We start from the raw sequence: 17,833 nt of genomic DNA, 5'->3' as shown, positions 1-17,833 counted from the left end.
TCGCTCCCTCCTACTCGATTATTTACCATTTCTTCCGGACGGCAAAAGGGAATCTCCCTTTTTATGTAGAATATGGAAAGATGAAGGAGTGATTCTATTTGTGGTTTGATAATATCGTGGACTTGATTTTTTATCTGGTTGCATTGGGGATCATCGCCTTTCTTGCGATTAGGATTTATAGAAAACAGGAAGTAAAATTGAGCAAATGGAAAGTGATTGTAGTCATCATTGTCGGGGTATTTTCTTTTTCGATTCATTTTCCAATGTTCGAAAAGACGGTTGAATTGGCCATTTTACCGCTGGGTGTATGGATTTTGTATTTCCTCTTAAGGAATAAGGGAAACAGTTGGAAAAATTATCGTCCATATGCACTTTTAGGCTTTGCCGGCAATTATATTTTCCTTGCCGCTTTTTTCATATCCATCTTCATCTATCATCTGATTTACGATGAAAATGAGTTGTCCCACTATATAAGCGACATTTCTGAAGCGGAAATCATACCAGTCCATCCCGATGGAGAAGGAAATCCGCAGTTAAGCGGGGATTTTATGGAAATCATATCGAAAATGAAACAGAAGGAATTCTTTTCTGTCGTTTCTTATGACGACATGGTGGATGATTTCCAAAAGGAGAATGAACGCTTTCCATATTTATTGGCCAATAGCAAGCCAAGATGGGGAAGCGGTGCGGATGCCGTCATTTATATCGAAAAGGATGGGAAAGGCATTTTGGTGAATACGGAAAAGAGAAGCGTTTATTTCCGTTCCAATGAAAAAGTGTTGAAGGAGAAAGATTTATGAGAAATAAGAAAATAATCCTGGGGGTTGTTGCTGTAATTTTGGTGGTGTTGGCAAACATCATTTATTTGGCGGCCAATCTTTTTCCGGATGAATTTTTATCGGAAGGGGAAGCGATAAAAAAATTGAATCAAGCAGAAAATGCAATCGAAGTAAAAACGGTTCAGGATGTTGTTTTTTTGGATAAAAAGCATGTATTTATGCCTTTTATTTCAGCAGACAATGAATATGGCTTCAGCCTTTGGGAGTGGAAAAATGGAAAATGGCGCCTTTCTGAAAAAACGGTCAATAGCAGTATAAACATCGTCAAACTGGATGAAAACGACCCTTCGACTTATTATTTTGTTTGGAACTTCCCGGAAGATGAACAAATCAAAAAAATAAATATCTACTTGATAAGGAATCGGTCTTACCGGGGGAATGACGAGGATTTTTATTATGAACCCCGTTTGCAGATGGGGGCATCTTTTGACCGGGAAAAGTCTTATGGTGTAGTGCCCTTGAGTGGAGGAATGCTGAAGGTGTATAAAGAAATGAGCGGCATTTCGAAAGAAAACGGGGATATGTTCAGCAATATATTTTCAACAAACAATGAGTTGTATTTTTCATGGAACATGATTGATCAAAAGGGTGAAGTTGCCTGGATTGAACAAAGAAACAGCTCTTACGGCGGTGATGCAAAAGTGATGAGTGAATCCATCTTTTTTGAAGATCAAAAGGATATCGAATTTTTGGAATGGAAAGAGGATGAAGGCAAATGGCAAAATACGAACAAAAAATGAGAGAAACGGACATGGACGTCAATGAATTCATCGAAGCCGTCGAAAGTCCAAAAAAACGTGAAGATGCCCATAAACTATTAAAGATTTTTGATGACACGACAGGATATAAAGGGAAGATGTGGGGGCCGAGCATAATCGGATTCGGTTCTTACCATTACAAGTATGCAAGCGGACATGAAGGCGATGCGCCATTAGTAGGATTTTCTCCCAGAAAGTCAAAAATCAGTTTATATTTCACGCTGGATGAACAGGAAAGAGAGAAGTGAAAATTTGGGGAAACATACAAAAGAGAAAGCATGTGTTTATATTAATAAATTGGAGGATATAGATATAGGGGTACTAAAGAAACTTATACTTCATTCCATTGAATATATTCAAAAAACTTATCCCCAAAGATAAAAAGGGCGGATGGAAAGCAAGCGTCCATCCGCCCACGATTTTATTCATTTGTTGTTTTCAATAATTGCGGCGCTTTTTTGACGGTCCAAAGATGGGCCAAGAGGTAGCAGCCGAATAAAATCATTGCACCGAAAATAAATGGGGAAGACAGCTTCCATTCAAGGAGTACGCCGGCAAGGGCCGGGCCGATCATATTGCCCAAACTCATATAGGCATTATTCATGCCGGCTGCATATCCCTGCTCGTTTCCTGCCAGTTTTGAAATCAATGTGTTAACGGCTGGCCGGATAAAGGTAGTGGCGATTTGAAAGACTGATGCAACCAACAAAATAAGGAAGAATCCGCTGACATACACCATGCCAATCATCGATATGGCCGCAATGATTAAATTGACTAAAATGACTTTCATTTCTCCAAAGCGTTTGAATAATTGATCGACAATGAACAATTGCAAGATGACGCCAAGAAATCCGCCAATCGTCATCACAATCGCAATATCCATTGGTGTATAATCAAACTTCTCCGTTAAGTACATGGACAGGGTGGATTGGAAATTGGCAATGCCGAAACTGAATACAAAAACAACGATTAACATGACAAAGTAAGAAGTATGTACGGAACGGGCTAATTGTTTTAATATATTTTCATTTTTTGCTGGAATTTTTTCTTCCGTTGGCTGCATTTTAATATTTGGTAATACAACAAATGAAATGAAGGCAGCGATTAGAGCAACGACGCCCACAAAATAGAAAGGGAAATGCAAATTCACTTTTGCCAGGAAGCCGCCAATTCCCGGTCCGATCATAAATCCGAAAGAGATGGCTGCACCCAAAAGCCCCATACTTTTCCCGCGTTCTTCTATGGTGGTAATATCCGCAGCATAGGCCATTACCGGCGGCATGATGAAGGCTGCTCCCGTACCGGTAAGAAAGCGGGCAAAGAACAGCATGCCAATCGCTTTTGCCATTCCGAAAATAATTTGGGAACAACCAAAAATGATGAGACCGATAATGATGAAAATTTTTCTTCCGTGTTGGTCCGATAAATTTCCTGCTATCGGTGAAAAAATAAATTGGGCAAAGGCAAAATCGGCAATTAAAAATCCGAGAATGGTGCCTCCAACCCCAAATAATTGCAAATAGGAAGGCAATACCGGAACAACTGTACCAACGCCTCCCATCGTGATAAATAAATTAAACATTAACATCATGATGATGAATTTTTTCTTGTTCTGTGACATACGCACACCTACCATTCAATTCAAAAACCGTTCTTTCAAAATAATGAAGTATATTTTATCATATTGCGAAGGGCAAAACATAGATGAAATTTACTTGAAATAACATTAATTTAACATATTTTTTTGTAAAATATAAACATAACGATTCCAACGGCAAAATATGGTTCAACCATCAACTGTGCTGGCGGGCAAATTTTATTTTAATATTTTTTCATCAATTTATCCAAAAAATACAAAATGCCAAAATGTTGTTTCCCGAAATTTTGGCATTTTATGAAGTGTTCACTGAACTGATGACAATGAAATAGTGGAGGAACTTACATGAAAACAATAGGGCTAATCGGCGGAATGAGTTGGGAATCTACGGTTGAATACTATCGAATCATCAATGAAGAAGTGAAGAAAAGATTGGGTGGTTTGCATTCGGCAAAATGTCTTTTATACAGCGTCGATTTTGAGGAAATCGAGCGGTTCCAGTCGGAAAGCAAGTGGGAGGAAGCAGGAAAGCTGTTAGGAAATGTGGCTTATTCATTGGAAAAAGCGGGGGCGGATTTTATTGTCATTTGTACGAATACGATGCATAAGGTGGTAGAGTATGTGGAAGAAAAAATAAGCATCCCCGTTTTACATATTGCGGATGCCACTGCAGAGCAGATCAAAAGATTAAGCCTCCAAAAGGTGGGACTATTAGGGACGAAATACACGATGGAGCAGGATTTTTATAAATCACGGATTGAATCAAACGGAATAAAAGTTTTGGTGCCGAATGAAGAAGAAAGAAAAAGGATCAATCAGATTATTTATGAAGAATTGTGTTTAGGCAAAATCCAACCATCATCAAGAGATTATTACAAGAACGTGATTCGGAATTTGGTTGAACAAGGTGCGGAAGGAATTATTTTGGGATGCACGGAAATTGGTTTATTAGTGAAGCAAGAGGATTCGGAAGCGCCTTTATTTGATACGGCAAAAATTCATGCAATTGAAGCGGTGAATAAAGCATTGGCCTCTCAATGAGATCATGAAGATGTTAATAAAAAAGAAAGGGTTTTACATATCGTTGTATCGAACTATGTAAAACCCTTTTCATTTTTAGATGTTATTTAATGGACATTTTGAATTGCAGGAAGTATTCATTGTATTTGCCTAGCCATTCCAATCCCAGGTTTTCATACACTTCCAATCTATTTTTCACTTCTTCCGGCGGGTAGAAACGTTCATCGTTGGCGATTTCCGGATCCATGATTTCCAATGCCTCTTTGTTCGGTGTGGAGTATCCGACATATTCGGCATTTTGCGCCGCCACTTCAGGATCCAGCATGAAGTTGATAAACTTATGGGCTCCTTCGATATTTTTCGCCGTTTTCGGGATGACAAAGTTGTCAAACCACAAATTGGAACCTTCTTTTGGCACCGCATAGTCCAATTCTTCATTTTCCGCCATCATATCGGCGGCAGTCCCGGACCAAGTGAGGGCAACGGCTGCTTCATTATTCTCCATCATCGGAGTAATCTCATCACCGATCACCCCTTTAATATTGGGAGAAAGTTTAATAAGCTTATCCGTGGCTTTTTGCAACAGTTTTTCATCTTTTGCATTCAACGATTCGCCCATTGAGTTCAAGCCCATTCCCATGACTTCACGGGCGCTGTCCACCAAAAATACTTTGTTTTTCAGTGAAGGATCCCATAAATCGTTCCAAGATTCAAAATTCAAAGGTTTGGAGAGCAAGTTTGGATTATAGACGATTCCCACCGTACCCCAGAAATAAGGGATGGAATATTGGTTGCCGGGATCAAAAGGCAAATCCAAATAATAAGGATCGATATATTTTAAATTTGGTATTTTTGAATGATCGATCGGATAAAGCAAATCTTTTTCAATCATCATTTCGATTGTATATTCAGATGGGACGGCAATATCGTAAGTTGTGCCGCCTTGCTCGATTTTGGTGAGCATCGCTTCATTGGAATCAAACGTTTCGTAAATGACTTTAATGCCGGTTTCTTTGGTAAATCGTTTCAATAAGTCCGGATCGATGTAGTCACCCCAGTTATAGATCGTGATCGTGTCTTTGCTTCCTTTGCTTCCGGAGGCTTCCAAATGGTCAGCGACAAAATAAAGTCCGGCACAGACGATTAAAATGGCAATGCTTATATTGATCAAAGATTTCATAATTTACCGCCCCCCCCGTTGATTAATTTCGTGCGGCGGGTTACGAAATAATATCCAATGACAATCAGCACCGTCACGATAAAGATAATTCCGGAAAGGGCATTGACCGTCAACGAAATACCTACACGGGCGATGGAATAGATTTCCACGGATAATGTCGTGAATCCGTTTCCTGTCACGAAAAATGTAACGGCGAAATCATCGAGCGAATAAGTGAGCGCCATAAAGAAGCCGGCAAAAATGCCCGGTTTGATGTAAGGAATAATCACGCGATACATGACATCCCTTTTCGTAGCCCCCAAATCCTGGGCTGCGTCAATTAAATTCGGATTCATCTCGGCCAGCTTCGGCAACACCATCAGCACAACGATCGGTATGCTGAAGGCAATATGGGAAATTAACACGGATGCAAACCCAAGTTTCACGCCGATCATTGTAAAAAGGATTAAGAAGCTCGCCCCGATGACAACATCCGGGCTGACAATCAAAATGTTATTCAATGAAAGCAATGTATTCCGCATTTTCCGGCTTTTGATGGATGCGATTCCTATTGCCCCCAAAGTGCCGAGAATGGTGGAAATCAGGCTCGACAACAGAGCGATGATGATCGTATTAATCAAAATCACCAACAGCCGGGAATCTTCAAAAACGGCTTCATAATGCTCCAAAGTAAAGGACTCAAAGTTGGACATGGAACCGCCGCTGTTGAACGAATAGAAAATCAAATAGAAGATAGGCGCGTATAATATAATGAATACGACAACCAGATAAATTTTTGCAGTTGTTGATAATTTATTCATTATACGCGGCCTCCTTTAGTTCTTCTAGTTCTGGCAGTAAAAATCATGCTTGCAAACATGATCAGCACGAGGAATACGGCAATCGTTGAACCCATTCCCCAGTTCTGCGCCACAAGGAATTGCTGTTCAATGGCTGTACCCAGTGTAATCACCTGGTTTCCTGCTATTAAGCGCGTAATCATAAAGAGCGACAAGGCAGGGATGAATGTCACCTGGATTCCCGATTTCACCCCTTCAATCGTCAATGGCCAAATGACGCGGCGGAAAGTGGTAAATGGTGATGCCCCTAAATCCCTTGCCGCATCCACCAATGATGGATTCAGTTTATCCAAGGAGTTGAAAATCGGAATAATCATAAATGGAATAAAGATATACACAGCCACAAAGATAAAGCTGAAATCGGTAAACAAGATTTGTTTCGGCTCGATACCAAACACGCTGATGACGGCATTGATCGGTCCGTATAAACCGAAGATGCCGATGAATGCATAGGTTTTTAACAGCAGGTTGATCCATGAAGGAATGATGATGAACATCAGCCAAAGATATTTATGTTTCGTTTTCGTCAAAAAGTAGGCCGTTGGGTAAGATACCAATAAAGTAAAGAATGTAATCACAACGGCGTAAAAAAAGCTTGTGAATGTCATTTTCAGATAAACAGGCGAAAAGAATCGTTTATAGTTTTCGAATGTGAAATGGCCGTTCAAATCGAGCATGGAATAATAGACGATTAACGCGATTGGAGCGATGACGAAGAATACAATCCAAAGAATATAGGGGATGAGAGGCCCCTTTGCTACGCGATCACGCATTCCGCTCATCATCTCCATAGGATTCCAATCGCTTGTCGAATTCTTCTTCCGTCTCGTTCAAACGCATGACATGGATTGCTTCCGGTTCAAAATATAAGCCGATTTCTTCGCCCACTTCCGCCTTTTTCAAAGAATGGACAAGCCATTCATTGCCGTCTTTGTCATAAGTTGATAATTCATAATGCACGCCTCGGAATAATTGGGTATCCACCGTCACAACAAGCTTCCCTTTATCGACGGAAGTGATTTCCAAGTCTTCCGGGCGGATGACAATATCCACTTTTTCGTTCGGTTTCATCCCTTTATCCACACAATCAAATACTTTTCCGGTAAATTGCACTTTATAGTCTTCCAACATGATTCCCTCAACGATGTTCGATTCTCCAATGAAATCCGCAACGAACCGGTTGATTGGTTCATCGTATATATCAACAGGGGAACCGGATTGTTGAATTTCGCCATCATTCAAAACAAAAATCTCATCGGACATGGCCAACGCCTCTTCTTGATCGTGAGTGACAAACACAAAGGTTTTGCCGAGGCGTTGCTGCAATTCCCTGAGTTCATATTGCATTTCATAACGCAATTTTAAATCAAGAGCTGACAATGGTTCATCGAGTAAAATCACTTCCGGATCATTGACAATGGCCCGGGCAATGGCAACCCGTTGTCGTTGCCCCCCTGACATTTCGGATATTTCCCGGTTTTCAAATCCTTCCAAGTTGACAAATTTCAGCGCTTCTCTCACACGCTCTTGGATTTCTTTTTCTTTCATTTTTTTTATGCGCAAGCCGAACGCGACATTTTCAAAAACATTTAAATGAGGAAAAAGTGCATAATCCTGAAACACTGTGTTGACTTGCCGCTGGTGAGCCGGAACGTTGTTTATTTTTTTTCCATTAAAGTAAACGTTTCCGCTAGAAGGCGCTGTGAAACCCGCGATGATTCGAAGGATGGTTGTTTTCCCGCAACCCGATGGCCCCAGTAGGGTATAAAATTTTCCTTTTTCCAGTTCAAAGTTGATATTTTTCAGTACGACTGTTCCATCGTCATAAGATTTTGAAACATTTTCAAATTGAATGATTGTGTTACCCATACTCAAGCCTCCTAAACCCTATAAATAAGATTCTGTTGCTACAAGAAGCAGTTGTGACTCACCATCATTGGCATTAAAAATTTGGTGATTGCTAGAAGCTTCATAGTAGACCGAGTTTCCTTCGCTTGCAATAAATTCTTCTTCCCCCAGCACTACACGGATCCGCCCCTTCAAAACATAAATGAAGGTTTCCGAAAGGGACGGTTCAAATTGTTTATATTCCCCGCCTTTTTGAAAAGTGATAATCACCGGCTCCATTTCTTTATCGTTGGAAGTGGGAATCAGCCATTTGATTTCGTATTTCTTTTCTTCATCTATATAAGAGGTTTGGTCTTCTTCGCTGTAAACCACTTTTTGTTCTTCCATATCATCATCGAAAAATTCTTTGGGGGTTGAACCCAACACTTCTAAAATGGTAAAAAGCGTGTCGATGGAAGGGGAATTTAAATCACGTTCAAGCTGGGAAATATAGCCTTTTGTCAAATCTGTTCTTTCACCAAGCTCTTCTTGTGTCAACCCTTTTTTAATGCGCAATGCTTTAATTTTCTTTCCAATTTGCATATAGTAAAACTCCTCTTTAGCAACAAGCGGTTTATTTTTCCTAAACATTCAGTAAGAAAGTTTACTAATACAAAACTTTAAGTTTACAATTACAGATAATGATTATACAGAATTTTAAAGGGAATGCAACATTTTTTATTAAAATTTCAATTTCAAAAGGCTTCTTTGGAGAAGCAGCTGATTTGTGGACCGATTCGCAACGGAACAATTCTGTGGAGATATATTTTTATGGGGTTTTCAGTATGATAATAAAGGACGTTTTGTGAAATAAATTGAAATTCATTCATTCATTTGTTAGTGTAAAAATTAGGAAAGTATTACCTTCATTATTCAATAAGGGGGGAAACAATCATGGCAGAGCGTTTAGTCGGCAAACAGGCACCATTATTTGAACTGGATGCGGTAATGCCGGACAAAACCTTTGGTAAAGTCTCTTTGGAAAAAATTATAAATGAAGGGAAATGGACAGTTTTATTTTTTTATCCAATGGATTTCACATTCGTATGTCCGACTGAAATTACGGCAATCAGCGACCGTTATGATGAGTTTCAGGAATTGGAAGCGGAAGTGATTGGTGTTTCGACGGATTCCATATATACCCACCTTGCCTGGATTAATACGGAGCGCACAAAAAACGGCATCGGTACACTGAAATATCCTTTGGCTTCAGATCATACCCATGCTGTGGCCAAGGAGTACGGAGTGTTAATCGAAGAAGAGGGAGTCGCATTGCGCGGATTATTCATTATTAATCCTCTGGGCCAAATTCAATATGAAGTGGTGCATCACAACAATGTGGGCAGGGATGTGGATGAAGTTTTGCGTGTATTGCAGGCGCTTCAAACGGGAGGCCTATGCCCAGCCAATTGGCGTCCAGGCGAATCAACTTTGTGATGTTTTTTCCCATATTAATTAATGTGGGGATTTATCAATAAAAGGAGGAAATCGATGAAACTGCGTTCACCATTGCCTGAGTTGGGTGGTGCAACGACCTGGATCAATGGTAAAGTGACGAAGGAAGAGTTGCTGGGGGAAAAAGCGACGTTAATTCATTTCTGGTCGGTCAGCTGTTATATATGTAAAGAAGCGATGCCTGATCTTAACGGGCTTCGGGAAAAGTATAAAAATCAATTGAATGTTGTGGCTGTGCATATGCCCCGTTCCGAAGAGGACCAGGATTTGGAAACGATTGAACAAGTGGCCAAAGATTTAGGAATCACACAGCCAATCTACGTGGATAATGATTTTATCTTATCGGATTTATTTGAAAATGAATATGTGCCATCGTATTACGTATTTGACCGTTCCGGTTTGTTGCGCCACTATCAGGCTGGCGGAAAAGGAATGAAAATGTTGGAACAGCGGTTGAATCGTATCCTAAATTGAAGTGCCTGGCGAAAATGCCAGGCACTTATGTCATTGCCCGATTAACGAAACGGTTGATGTCCACTACCGCTCCGATTACAAGCAACACATCGCCCAATAGGATTTTCTCATCAGCCCCAGGGGAGATAATAATGTGATCCCCGCGTTTGATGCCGATGATGTTGATACCGTAATTGGCACGAATGTCCAAATCTTTGATGGAATAACCGGCAATCCGATCATTGGATTTGATTTCCATAATGGAATATTCATCAGATAATTCCAGATAATCGAGTACGTTATTGGACATCATGTTGTTGGCGATCCGGATGCCCATATCCCTCTCCGGATGAACGATGACGTCCGCACCGATTTTATGCAGCACTTTTGCATGATAATCGTTTTGGGCTTTCGCTGTGATTTGCGGCACTCCCATTTCCTTTAAGATTAGCGTTGCCAGTATGCTGGCTTGGATATCGTCCCCAATCGCGACGATGACATGCTCAAAATTTTGGAGTCCGAGCGATTTCAAAGCTTCTTCATCCGTTGCATCCGCAATGACCGCTTCCGTTGCAATTTTTGCATAATCTTCCACCCGTTCGGGATCAGAGTCGATTGCCATCACATCCGCCCCCAGTCGGACCAATTCTTCCACGATGCTTCCTCCGAACCGTCCTAATCCGATGACGACAAATTCTTTTCTCATTAGTTACCTCCGTGCGTTGTATGTACATCGATGTCATTATTGTAACGTAGTCTTCTAATTTCCACAAATAGAGGGGAAGCCCATCTATTGTTTTTTGATGCCAATGACACAGATTCGTTTATAATCCGCAACCCAAACCCCGTTTTCAAAAAGGGAAGGTTTCAATGATTTTTCAACATTTTCAATAATCTGCTGTTTCGTTTCCTCGTGGATGCCTTCGAAAAACAGACTTCCGAACATGTCAATCCAATTTTTTAGTCCTTCTTCCCCTTCAAGCGGTGTAGGGCGGTCAAAATGCATGGCAAAAATTACACGGAAACCGGCCTGTTCCATCAAAGTGGTATATTCCCCGATGCTCGGAAAATACCAAGGGAATGGGATGTTTTTTTCGATTCCCGCTTTTTTGATTTGCGTATCAATTGCTTGGGAAATCGTTTGCACATTTCCTTTGCCGCCAAACTCGGCAACAAATCGGCCGCCTTTTTTTAAGCTATTATAAATATTTGTCAGGGCTTTTTCGGGCTGTCTGACCCAGTGCAATACGGCATTCGAGAAAACGGCATCAAATTCATTATGAAAATCGAGTTGTGTCACATCCTTTACGTAAAATGAAAGATGCGGGTATTTCTCTTTCGCTTTGGCAATCATCTTTTCGCTTGAATCAATCCCAACAACCTTTGCTCCGGCATCCGCCATTTGACAAGCCAAATCTCCTGTTCCGCATCCGACATCCAGTATTTTTTCCCCCTTTTTCGGTGCCAGCACCTTGACCAAACTATCTCCAAATGCTGAAACGAAAGAATGTTTATCATCATAAAGTGATGGATTCCATTGATCTTTCCGCATTGTGCCCATGAACATCACTCCTTCCATATTTAGAAAAATTATACATAAAACGATTTGAATGAAAAAATGAATGATAAGAATATTCTTTATAACTTTTTTTCATTTAAGGATGACAAAAAAGGTCTGTAACATGCGATCGCCGGTGCATTTCCTCCAAAGCATGACATAGCATTGTTTGTCCGGTTCCAATAGAAATGGAAAACAAAACTTCGTAATTTTCTGAAATATTAAATATTAGGGGGATTCCCCTATATGTTACAAATCTCCAATCTTATACCATGACAATAAGAGAATTACTGATGGATAAGGAAGGGGCTGAAAATGGAGAATCAGACTTATAAAATCGTAATAGTAGGCGGAGGAACGGGTGGGATAACCGTCGCTGCCCAGCTTTTGAGAAAAATGCCGACTTTGAGGGATCAAATTGCCATAATTGATCCTTCCGGCAAGCATTATTATCAGCCTTTATGGACATTGGTCGGCGGTGGGGTATACAAAAAAGAAAAATCTGTAAGAGACATGAAAACAGTAATTCCTGAAGGGGCTACTTGGATTCAACAAGCAGTTAAGAAATTTTATCCAAAAGACAATAAAGTGCAGCTGGAAAACAATGATTTCGTTCATTATGAATTTTTAGTGGTGGCTGCAGGCCTCGAGATTCACTGGGATAAAATTAAGGGATTAAAAGAGGCGTTAGGTACGAAAAACGTTTGCAGCAATTATTCTTATGAACATGTTGATTACACTTGGGAAACCATTCGGAATTTCAAATCGGGAACCGCTGTTTTTACACACCCTGCTTCACCTGTAAAATGCGGCGGTGCACCTCAAAAAATTATGTACTTGGCAGATGATTATTTCAGAAAAACAGGTGTAAGAGATCAAATCAAAATTATTTTCGGTTCAGCAAACGCAACCATATTTGATGTTGCCAAGTACCGTCAAGAGTTGGAAAAGATATTGGTGAGAAAGGGGATTGATGCCCGTTTCTGTTATAACTTGGTAGAAATTAAACCGGATGAAAAAATTGCGATTTTTGAAGATTTAAATAGCGGAAAAAAAGATGAAATCCAATACGACATGATACATGTTACCCCATATATGGGGGCACCGAAGTTTGTTGCAGAAAGTCCTCTTGCAGATGAAACAGGATTCTTGGCGGTCGACATTCATACCCTTCAACATAAAAAATTTGAAAACGTTTTCGGACTGGGGGATAACGCAAACCTTCCTACTTCGAAAACAGGTGCGGCCATACGAAAGCAAGCGCCTGTTCTTGTTGATAACTTGATTGCCAGCATCAGAAATCAAACGACAAAAACGATTTATAACGGCTATACTTCTTGTCCGATTGTAACAGGATATAACAAATTGATTTTAGCGGAATTTGACTACTCCAAAGAACCTACGGAATCAATGCCTTTTGACCAAGGAGTTGAAAGGACGAGTATGTACATTTTGAAAAAAGACTTGCTGCCTGTTTTATATTGGAATGGCATGTTAAAAGGCACGATGTAAAATTGGAGGGAATCCAACAGTGAATACATCTGTTCAAAATCAGTTGGAACAGCCGGAAATACAGGAGGCTATTGTTTCCTTTCTTAAAAATTTGCCGGCTTATGAAAAACAACTACAACAAATTGGACAATACGTCAATTTCGGCAAGGAAATTTTAGCCGATAAAGAGGTTTTGCAACCATACGATCAATTATTTCGCACTTACGATATCAATTTAAAAACATTGGAAGCAATACTTGAATTATTGGAGAAATTGCCAAGGCTGAACAAAATGATTGAGCAACTTGAAAATATCCTTGATTTTATACAATCCATAATGCATGACGAAGCGACAACACAACATATTACTGATGCTTTAAAAGAATATGCCCATCCGATTGTTGAAAAAGGAAAAAGCGGCATGTCCCTGCTAAAAGAAATTCAGCAACGGGCTGAATCTGCACAGGAGCCTATTAAACTAATCACAATTTACAAGTGGTTGAAAGATCCTGCTGTTCAAAAGGTGCTTCAATATGTGCAAGCCACTTTATCGGTATTAAATAAAAAATCATAAGGAGGAATGACTATGTTATTGCGTTATTTTTACGATGAAAAATTGGCCCATGCCTCTTATATGGTGGGTTGCCAACAACATGGCAAGGCGGTTGTTATTGATCCTATGCGGAATATTGAACCATATATTGAAGTAGCCCGAAAGGAAAAATTGGAGATAGTCGGTTCATTGGAAACGCATATTCACGCAGATTTTGTCAGCGGATCCCGGGAATTGGCCGACCGGTTCGGAGCCACTTTGTACATTTCCGATGAAGGGGACGAAAATTGGAAATATACAAATTTAGAGGGGCTTTCCTATCAACTATTGAAAGACGGCGACATTATTAAATTAGGGAATCTTACTTTTGAAGTGATGCATACTCCAGGGCATACGCCAGAGCACATTTCCTTTTTATTAACAGACGGTGCAGCTGCGGATAAGCCGATTGGCATTTTTACAGGGGATTTTGTTTTTGTCGGTGATATTGGCCGTCCGGATTTATTGGAAAGAGCAGCTGGAATGGCTGGGACTGCGGAAGTTGGGGCACGCCAAATGTTTAAGTCCATTCAACGTTTTAAAGAACTGCCCGATTATTTGCAAGTGTGGCCGGCACATGGAGCGGGAAGCGCCTGCGGAAAAGCGTTGGGAGCGGTTCCATCATCAACGGTAGGTTATGAAAAGCAATTTAACTGGGCAATGAAAATTGAAAATGAAGAGGAATTTGTAAAGGAATTACTTCGGGGACAGCCTGAGGCACCATATTACTTTGCCGTTATGAAGAGAGTGAACAAAATCGGAATAGAATTGATTAAAAACTTACCGGAAATACCATTCATCGATTCCCTTAAAGAGATTGAAAAAGTGATCAAGGATGGATTCTTAGTAATCGATACCCGAAGCCCTAAAGATTTTTCAAAAGGCTTTATTGCAGGAACAGTCAATATTCCATTGAGTCAATCATTCACCACTTGGGCAGGTTGGATTGTCGATTACAATCAACCAATTTATGTATTGACGAATCCAACTGATATTGAAGAAGTACTGATTGCTCTCCGCTCCATTGGAATTGACAAAATTGCCGGCTTTGCCGATGTAAAGGGGATGTTGTCTCAATCCAATAAGTTATGCAGTTATGAAAATATTACACCAATGGAAGCAAGAACATTATTAAGTGAGGGAAAAGCGCAAATTGTGGATGTGCGGAATTTATCCGAGTATGAAGAAGGGCATATTGATGGAGCAAAGCACATTATGCTGGGAACGTTAAAGAATAGACTTGACGAAGTGCCAAAAGGAAAAGTTATTATGCAATGCCGTTCTGGTGCCCGTTCGGGTATAGCTACAAGCATTTTATTGTCAAAAGGATTTAAAGATGTCGTGAATTTAGATGGCGGATATGAAAGATGGGTAACAGAAACTCAAACAGATGCCGTAAGAAATTAATGGATAAACAACACTAGTAAAAATTTTGCCTGGGCCTTTCGAAACTTGTTCAATTAAGTTTGGAGGCTCAGGCTCTTTTTAACGGAATCAGTTGCTTATTTTTTTCAATTTCTGTAGGGATTCTTTCTGCCATTGTTATATTTTTTTTATCATAAACATATGAGATTATGATATCGGAAAGTAATTTAATTGAGGTGTTTTCATTGCACAAAATCAATCATACAGAATACTTCCAAAAGGTTTACGAACACATTCAAGATGGAATCGTTGTAATGAGGGAATCCAGGGAAATTATTATGTTGAATCCAGCGGCAAAAAGGCTGACCGGGTGGAAAGTTGGTGACTATGTTCCTTACTGCAGTTTTTGCACGACAAGAAATCGGCGGGTAGAAACCCCGTCTTGTTATTTAATGGCCAACGAAGATGTTCCGTCCATATTGTCCCAAATGTCAACAAATCGAAAAAAAACACTGGATGTGGAAATGAGTGTTTCGGTCATTAATAGAAATGTAGAAACTGGAGAAAATGAGTATTTACTTGTATTAAGGGATTGTGAAACCATGTTGAAAGCGCAGGAAGCAGCGCTCAATAAAAAAATGATTCAAGCTTTGATTGATGCGAAAGAATCTGAACATAAGCGATTAGCTCAGGAATTGCATGATGGGGTTGGACAATCACTTTACTCGGTTTCGGTCGCCTTAGAAGCGATTGAAGCGTATATGCAGGATAATGAAAAACTGTCCAGTTATGTAAAAGAAGTGCGAAATGAGCTGCGGAAAGTGATTGAAGATGTGTATACGTATTCCTACAATTTACGTCCGCAAAGTTTAGATCAATTGGGATTGAAAGCAGCTTTGGAAAACTTAATAGACAATATGAAAAAAATGACCCCTCATCTGATATTCGAGTTAACAACCCAAGGGCTTGACCGATGTGATCCGGCTATTGAAATCAATCTATACCGCATTGCCCAAGAAGCGTTGCACAATGTGGTCAAGTATGCGCAGGCATCCTATGTGAAAATCTCTATTCGGAAAAATAATACGCACATTCATATGAAAATTGAAGATGACGGAATCGGATTTGACCGCAAATCGATTCAAAACAAGGGACTCGGCTTAAAACATATTGAAGAACGAGTTGATTTGTTAAGCGGTACATGTGCCATTCGTTCAGAAATGAACAAAGGTACCGTTGTTGAAGTTACTATTCCGAGATGGAGGCCGAATACATGATAAAAGTTTTTCTAGTCGATGACCATGTTTTAATCCGCAAGGGTATCGCCTTATTATTAGAAAACTATCGTGATTTGGAAGTGGTAGGGGAAGCGAGCGATGGAGAAGAATGTTTGCAACAGTTATACAGTTTGGATGTGGATGTGGTTTTAATGGATATTTCCATTCCAAAAGGCATTGATGGTTTCACAGCCACTCGAAAGATAAAGAAGGAGTTTCCAAAAATCAAGGTTGTCATGCTTACGATGCATAATGAATTTGCTTACATTCAAAAGGCTATTGAAACTGATGCGGATGGCTACATTTTAAAAAATAGTCAGGCAAACCAAGTATATCAAGCCATTCAGGCGGTTTACTCAGGAAGAAAATATTATGATGTTGGAATTCCAAAAGAGCAGCTTGAAAAATGGTTTAAAAATAAAGGAAAACAGAAAAAGGACGTTCTATCAAGCAGAGAACAAGAAATTGTGCGGTTAACCATATTGGGATATACCAATTTGCAAATTGCCGATAAATTGTCCATCAGTTCCAAAACAGTGGAAAACCACAAAGCAAACATCATGCAGAAATTGGATTTAAAAACGAAAGCGGAACTGATTCAATACGGCATTGCCAATAAATATATTATCTGAAAAATTAGTGGAATCCCCCTATAGGATATTCAACGTGAATGCTATACATTGAAAAAAAGTTCTAAAAAAGCAGGTGAATCAAGTATGGCATTCACGTTTGCCGTTGTCATTTTCTGCATTGGATTTGTGGGCTCATTTGTTTCCGGCATGGTTGGAATAGGTGGTTCCATCATTAAATACCCAATGCTCCTCTATTTGCCGCCACTTTTTGGACTCGCATCTTTCACTGCCCATGAAGTGTCTGGTATCAGCGCAATCCAAGTATTCTTTTCCTCACTTGCAGGCATCTGGTCGTACCGCAAAGACGGTTATTTAAATAAAACTCTTATTTTATATATGGGGGTTTCCATATTAGCAGGAAGTCTTTTGGGAAGTTTTGGATCCAATTATTTTTCGGAAGAAGCGATTAATTTTGTTTATGGATTGTTAGCTATCATCGCGGCTCTATTGATGTTCATTCCCACAAAGGAAATTGATGATATATCAACCCTCACTTTTAATAAATGGTTGGCTGCTTCCCTGGCATTTATTGTCGGAATAGGTTCTGGAATTGTTGGGGCAGCCGGTGGTTTTTTGCTCGTTCCTATTTTATTAGTCATTTTAAAAATTCCTACAAGGGTAACCATTGCAACAAGTTTAGCCGTCACTTTCATCTCATCTATTGGAGGGACTTTTGGGAAAATAATAACCAATCAAATAGATTATTGGTCCGCTTTCATTATGATCATCGCCAGTATTACTGCCACTCCCCTTGGAGCAAAGGTGGGGAAGAAAATGGATACAAAGGTGTTAAAAATGATTTTGGCTGTACTTATCACTGCCGCTGCCATTAAAACTTGGATTGACATATTGTAGTTCTTATTTGTGGAAAATGAGGATTGGAAATAAAG

General features: G+C 39.9%; 19 protein-coding genes and 1 pseudogene. 12 read left to right on the top strand and 8 right to left on the bottom strand.

Annotated features, from left to right (window positions below):
- The first annotated feature begins 98 nt into the window (after positions 1 to 98).
- The 3 genes and pseudogenes from NSS77_RS01370 to NSS77_RS01360 all read left to right on the top strand — a co-directional run bounded on the left by NSS77_RS01370 (position 99) and on the right by NSS77_RS01360 (position 1,978).
- Positions 99 to 800, top strand: a complete 702-nt coding sequence (locus NSS77_RS01370) for a hypothetical protein (protein WP_342470049.1) — start codon at positions 99 to 101, stop codon at positions 798 to 800.
- Entirely contained in the window at positions 797 to 1,579 is a 783-nt protein-coding gene (locus NSS77_RS01365) for a hypothetical protein (protein ID WP_342470048.1), read from the top strand. The genes NSS77_RS01370 and NSS77_RS01365 overlap by 4 nt, the downstream gene beginning before the upstream one ends.
- Positions 1,555 to 1,978: pseudogene (locus NSS77_RS01360) on the top strand (DUF1801 domain-containing protein). Before NSS77_RS01365 ends, NSS77_RS01360 begins: the two are co-directional and overlap by 25 nt.
- 40 nt (positions 1,979 to 2,018) lie before the next feature.
- Here the strand turns inward: NSS77_RS01360 and NSS77_RS01355 are convergent.
- A complete protein-coding gene (locus NSS77_RS01355) occupies positions 2,019 to 3,218 on the bottom strand; it encodes an MFS transporter (RefSeq protein ID WP_342470047.1) in 1,200 nt (399 codons plus the stop codon).
- Positions 3,219 to 3,539: 321 nt separating this feature from the next.
- Here NSS77_RS01355 and NSS77_RS01350 point away from each other — a divergent pair, with 321 nt between their 5' ends.
- Positions 3,540 to 4,235: an aspartate/glutamate racemase family protein gene (locus NSS77_RS01350; protein WP_342470046.1), complete on the top strand. Its 696-nt coding sequence runs from the start codon at positions 3,540 to 3,542 to the stop codon at positions 4,233 to 4,235.
- Positions 4,236 to 4,317: 82 nt separating this feature from the next.
- Here NSS77_RS01350 and NSS77_RS01345 read toward each other — a convergent pair whose 3' ends face one another.
- From NSS77_RS01345 to NSS77_RS01325, 5 genes are read right to left on the bottom strand one after another with little or no spacing between them, the layout of a single operon-like run.
- On the bottom strand, positions 4,318 to 5,394 hold the full coding sequence (locus tag NSS77_RS01345) for a spermidine/putrescine ABC transporter substrate-binding protein (RefSeq protein ID WP_342470045.1): 1,077 nt from the start codon (positions 5,392 to 5,394) through the stop codon (positions 4,318 to 4,320).
- On the bottom strand, positions 5,391 to 6,194 hold the full coding sequence (locus tag NSS77_RS01340) for an ABC transporter permease (protein ID WP_342470044.1): 804 nt from the start codon (positions 6,192 to 6,194) through the stop codon (positions 5,391 to 5,393). Before NSS77_RS01340 ends, NSS77_RS01345 begins: the two co-directional genes overlap by 4 nt.
- Positions 6,194 to 7,006 carry an ABC transporter permease gene (locus NSS77_RS01335; protein ID WP_342470043.1) on the bottom strand — a complete coding sequence of 271 codons (813 nt, stop codon included), beginning with the start codon at positions 7,004 to 7,006 and terminating at the stop codon, positions 6,194 to 6,196. Before NSS77_RS01335 ends, NSS77_RS01340 begins: the two co-directional genes overlap by 1 nt.
- The gene (locus tag NSS77_RS01330) at positions 6,999 to 8,102 is read right to left on the bottom strand and encodes an ABC transporter ATP-binding protein (RefSeq protein WP_342470042.1); all 1,104 of its coding nucleotides are present in this window, start codon (positions 8,100 to 8,102) and stop codon (positions 6,999 to 7,001) included. The genes NSS77_RS01335 and NSS77_RS01330 overlap by 8 nt, the downstream gene beginning before the upstream one ends.
- 18 nt (positions 8,103 to 8,120) lie before the next feature.
- Positions 8,121 to 8,663 carry an XRE family transcriptional regulator gene (locus NSS77_RS01325; RefSeq protein WP_141602977.1) on the bottom strand — a complete coding sequence of 181 codons (543 nt, stop codon included), beginning with the start codon at positions 8,661 to 8,663 and terminating at the stop codon, positions 8,121 to 8,123.
- Between the two features lie 351 nt (positions 8,664 to 9,014).
- On the opposite strand from NSS77_RS01325, the gene NSS77_RS01320 reads away from it, so the two are divergent.
- Positions 9,015 to 9,557 (top strand): peroxiredoxin, encoded by a 543-nt coding sequence (locus tag NSS77_RS01320; RefSeq protein ID WP_141602978.1) that lies wholly within the window; start codon positions 9,015 to 9,017, stop codon positions 9,555 to 9,557.
- 54 nt (positions 9,558 to 9,611) lie between these two features.
- Positions 9,612 to 10,049, top strand: a complete 438-nt coding sequence (locus tag NSS77_RS01315) for a redoxin domain-containing protein (protein ID WP_141602979.1) — start codon at positions 9,612 to 9,614, stop codon at positions 10,047 to 10,049.
- A gap of 25 nt (positions 10,050 to 10,074) precedes the next feature.
- On the opposite strand, the gene NSS77_RS01310 is transcribed toward NSS77_RS01315, so the two are convergent.
- Positions 10,075 to 10,734: a TrkA family potassium uptake protein gene (locus NSS77_RS01310; RefSeq protein ID WP_342470041.1), complete on the bottom strand. Its 660-nt coding sequence runs from the start codon at positions 10,732 to 10,734 to the stop codon at positions 10,075 to 10,077.
- 84 nt (positions 10,735 to 10,818) lie between these two features.
- Complete coding sequence (locus NSS77_RS01305; RefSeq protein WP_342470040.1) at positions 10,819 to 11,589, bottom strand: methyltransferase domain-containing protein; 771 nt, start codon at positions 11,587 to 11,589, stop codon at positions 10,819 to 10,821.
- A gap of 312 nt (positions 11,590 to 11,901) precedes the next feature.
- On the opposite strand from NSS77_RS01305, the gene NSS77_RS01300 reads away from it, so the two are divergent.
- The 6 genes from NSS77_RS01300 to NSS77_RS01275 all read left to right on the top strand — a co-directional run bounded on the left by NSS77_RS01300 (position 11,902) and on the right by NSS77_RS01275 (position 17,798).
- On the top strand, positions 11,902 to 13,098 hold the full coding sequence (locus NSS77_RS01300; RefSeq protein ID WP_141602982.1) for an FAD/NAD(P)-binding oxidoreductase: 1,197 nt from the start codon (positions 11,902 to 11,904) through the stop codon (positions 13,096 to 13,098).
- A gap of 19 nt (positions 13,099 to 13,117) precedes the next feature.
- Complete coding sequence (locus NSS77_RS01295) at positions 13,118 to 13,651, top strand: hypothetical protein (RefSeq protein ID WP_141602983.1); 534 nt, start codon at positions 13,118 to 13,120, stop codon at positions 13,649 to 13,651.
- Between the two features lie 12 nt (positions 13,652 to 13,663).
- Positions 13,664 to 15,076, top strand: coding sequence for an MBL fold metallo-hydrolase (locus tag NSS77_RS01290; RefSeq protein ID WP_141602984.1), 1,413 nt, complete (start codon positions 13,664 to 13,666; stop codon positions 15,074 to 15,076).
- 203 nt (positions 15,077 to 15,279) lie between these two features.
- Positions 15,280 to 16,311 carry an ATP-binding protein gene (locus NSS77_RS01285; RefSeq protein WP_342470039.1) on the top strand — a complete coding sequence of 344 codons (1,032 nt, stop codon included), beginning with the start codon at positions 15,280 to 15,282 and terminating at the stop codon, positions 16,309 to 16,311.
- Positions 16,308 to 16,943 carry a response regulator transcription factor gene (locus tag NSS77_RS01280; RefSeq protein WP_141602986.1) on the top strand — a complete coding sequence of 212 codons (636 nt, stop codon included), beginning with the start codon at positions 16,308 to 16,310 and terminating at the stop codon, positions 16,941 to 16,943. Before NSS77_RS01285 ends, NSS77_RS01280 begins: the two co-directional genes overlap by 4 nt.
- Before the next feature lie 84 nt (positions 16,944 to 17,027).
- Positions 17,028 to 17,798 (top strand): sulfite exporter TauE/SafE family protein, encoded by a 771-nt coding sequence (locus tag NSS77_RS01275; RefSeq protein ID WP_342470038.1) that lies wholly within the window; start codon positions 17,028 to 17,030, stop codon positions 17,796 to 17,798.
- Positions 17,799 to 17,833 lie beyond the last annotated feature (35 nt).

Origin of the sequence: Ureibacillus sp. FSL K6-3587 (assembly GCF_038593165.1) — a bacterium.
In the GTDB taxonomy this organism is placed as follows: Bacteria; Bacillota; Bacilli; order Bacillales_A; family Planococcaceae; genus Ureibacillus; species Ureibacillus suwonensis.
Note: the sequence above shows the minus strand (reverse complement) of the source record. Positions and strands in the feature narration are given on the sequence as shown.

Coding starts and splice junctions, on each gene's coding strand:
- NSS77_RS01325 (WP_141602977.1), bottom strand. CDS start 8,663: ATGCAAATTGGAAAGAAAATTAAAGCATTGCGCATTAAAAAAGGGTTG.
- NSS77_RS01310 (WP_342470041.1), bottom strand. CDS start 10,734: ATGAGAAAAGAATTTGTCGTCATCGGATTAGGACGGTTCGGAGGAAGC.
- NSS77_RS01300 (WP_141602982.1), top strand. CDS start 11,902: ATGGAGAATCAGACTTATAAAATCGTAATAGTAGGCGGAGGAACGGGT.
- NSS77_RS01320 (WP_141602978.1), top strand. CDS start 9,015: ATGGCAGAGCGTTTAGTCGGCAAACAGGCACCATTATTTGAACTGGAT.
- NSS77_RS01315 (WP_141602979.1), top strand. CDS start 9,612: ATGAAACTGCGTTCACCATTGCCTGAGTTGGGTGGTGCAACGACCTGG.
- NSS77_RS01340 (WP_342470044.1), bottom strand. CDS start 6,194: ATGAATAAATTATCAACAACTGCAAAAATTTATCTGGTTGTCGTATTC.
- NSS77_RS01330 (WP_342470042.1), bottom strand. CDS start 8,102: ATGGGTAACACAATCATTCAATTTGAAAATGTTTCAAAATCTTATGAC.
- NSS77_RS01275 (WP_342470038.1), top strand. CDS start 17,028: ATGGCATTCACGTTTGCCGTTGTCATTTTCTGCATTGGATTTGTGGGC.
- NSS77_RS01345 (WP_342470045.1), bottom strand. CDS start 5,394: ATGAAATCTTTGATCAATATAAGCATTGCCATTTTAATCGTCTGTGCC.
- NSS77_RS01350 (WP_342470046.1), top strand. CDS start 3,540: ATGAAAACAATAGGGCTAATCGGCGGAATGAGTTGGGAATCTACGGTT.
- NSS77_RS01355 (WP_342470047.1), bottom strand. CDS start 3,218: ATGTCACAGAACAAGAAAAAATTCATCATCATGATGTTAATGTTTAAT.
- NSS77_RS01290 (WP_141602984.1), top strand. CDS start 13,664: ATGTTATTGCGTTATTTTTACGATGAAAAATTGGCCCATGCCTCTTAT.
- NSS77_RS01335 (WP_342470043.1), bottom strand. CDS start 7,006: ATGCGTGATCGCGTAGCAAAGGGGCCTCTCATCCCCTATATTCTTTGG.
- NSS77_RS01365 (WP_342470048.1), top strand. CDS start 797: ATGAGAAATAAGAAAATAATCCTGGGGGTTGTTGCTGTAATTTTGGTG.
- NSS77_RS01305 (WP_342470040.1), bottom strand. CDS start 11,589: ATGGGCACAATGCGGAAAGATCAATGGAATCCATCACTTTATGATGAT.
- NSS77_RS01280 (WP_141602986.1), top strand. CDS start 16,308: ATGATAAAAGTTTTTCTAGTCGATGACCATGTTTTAATCCGCAAGGGT.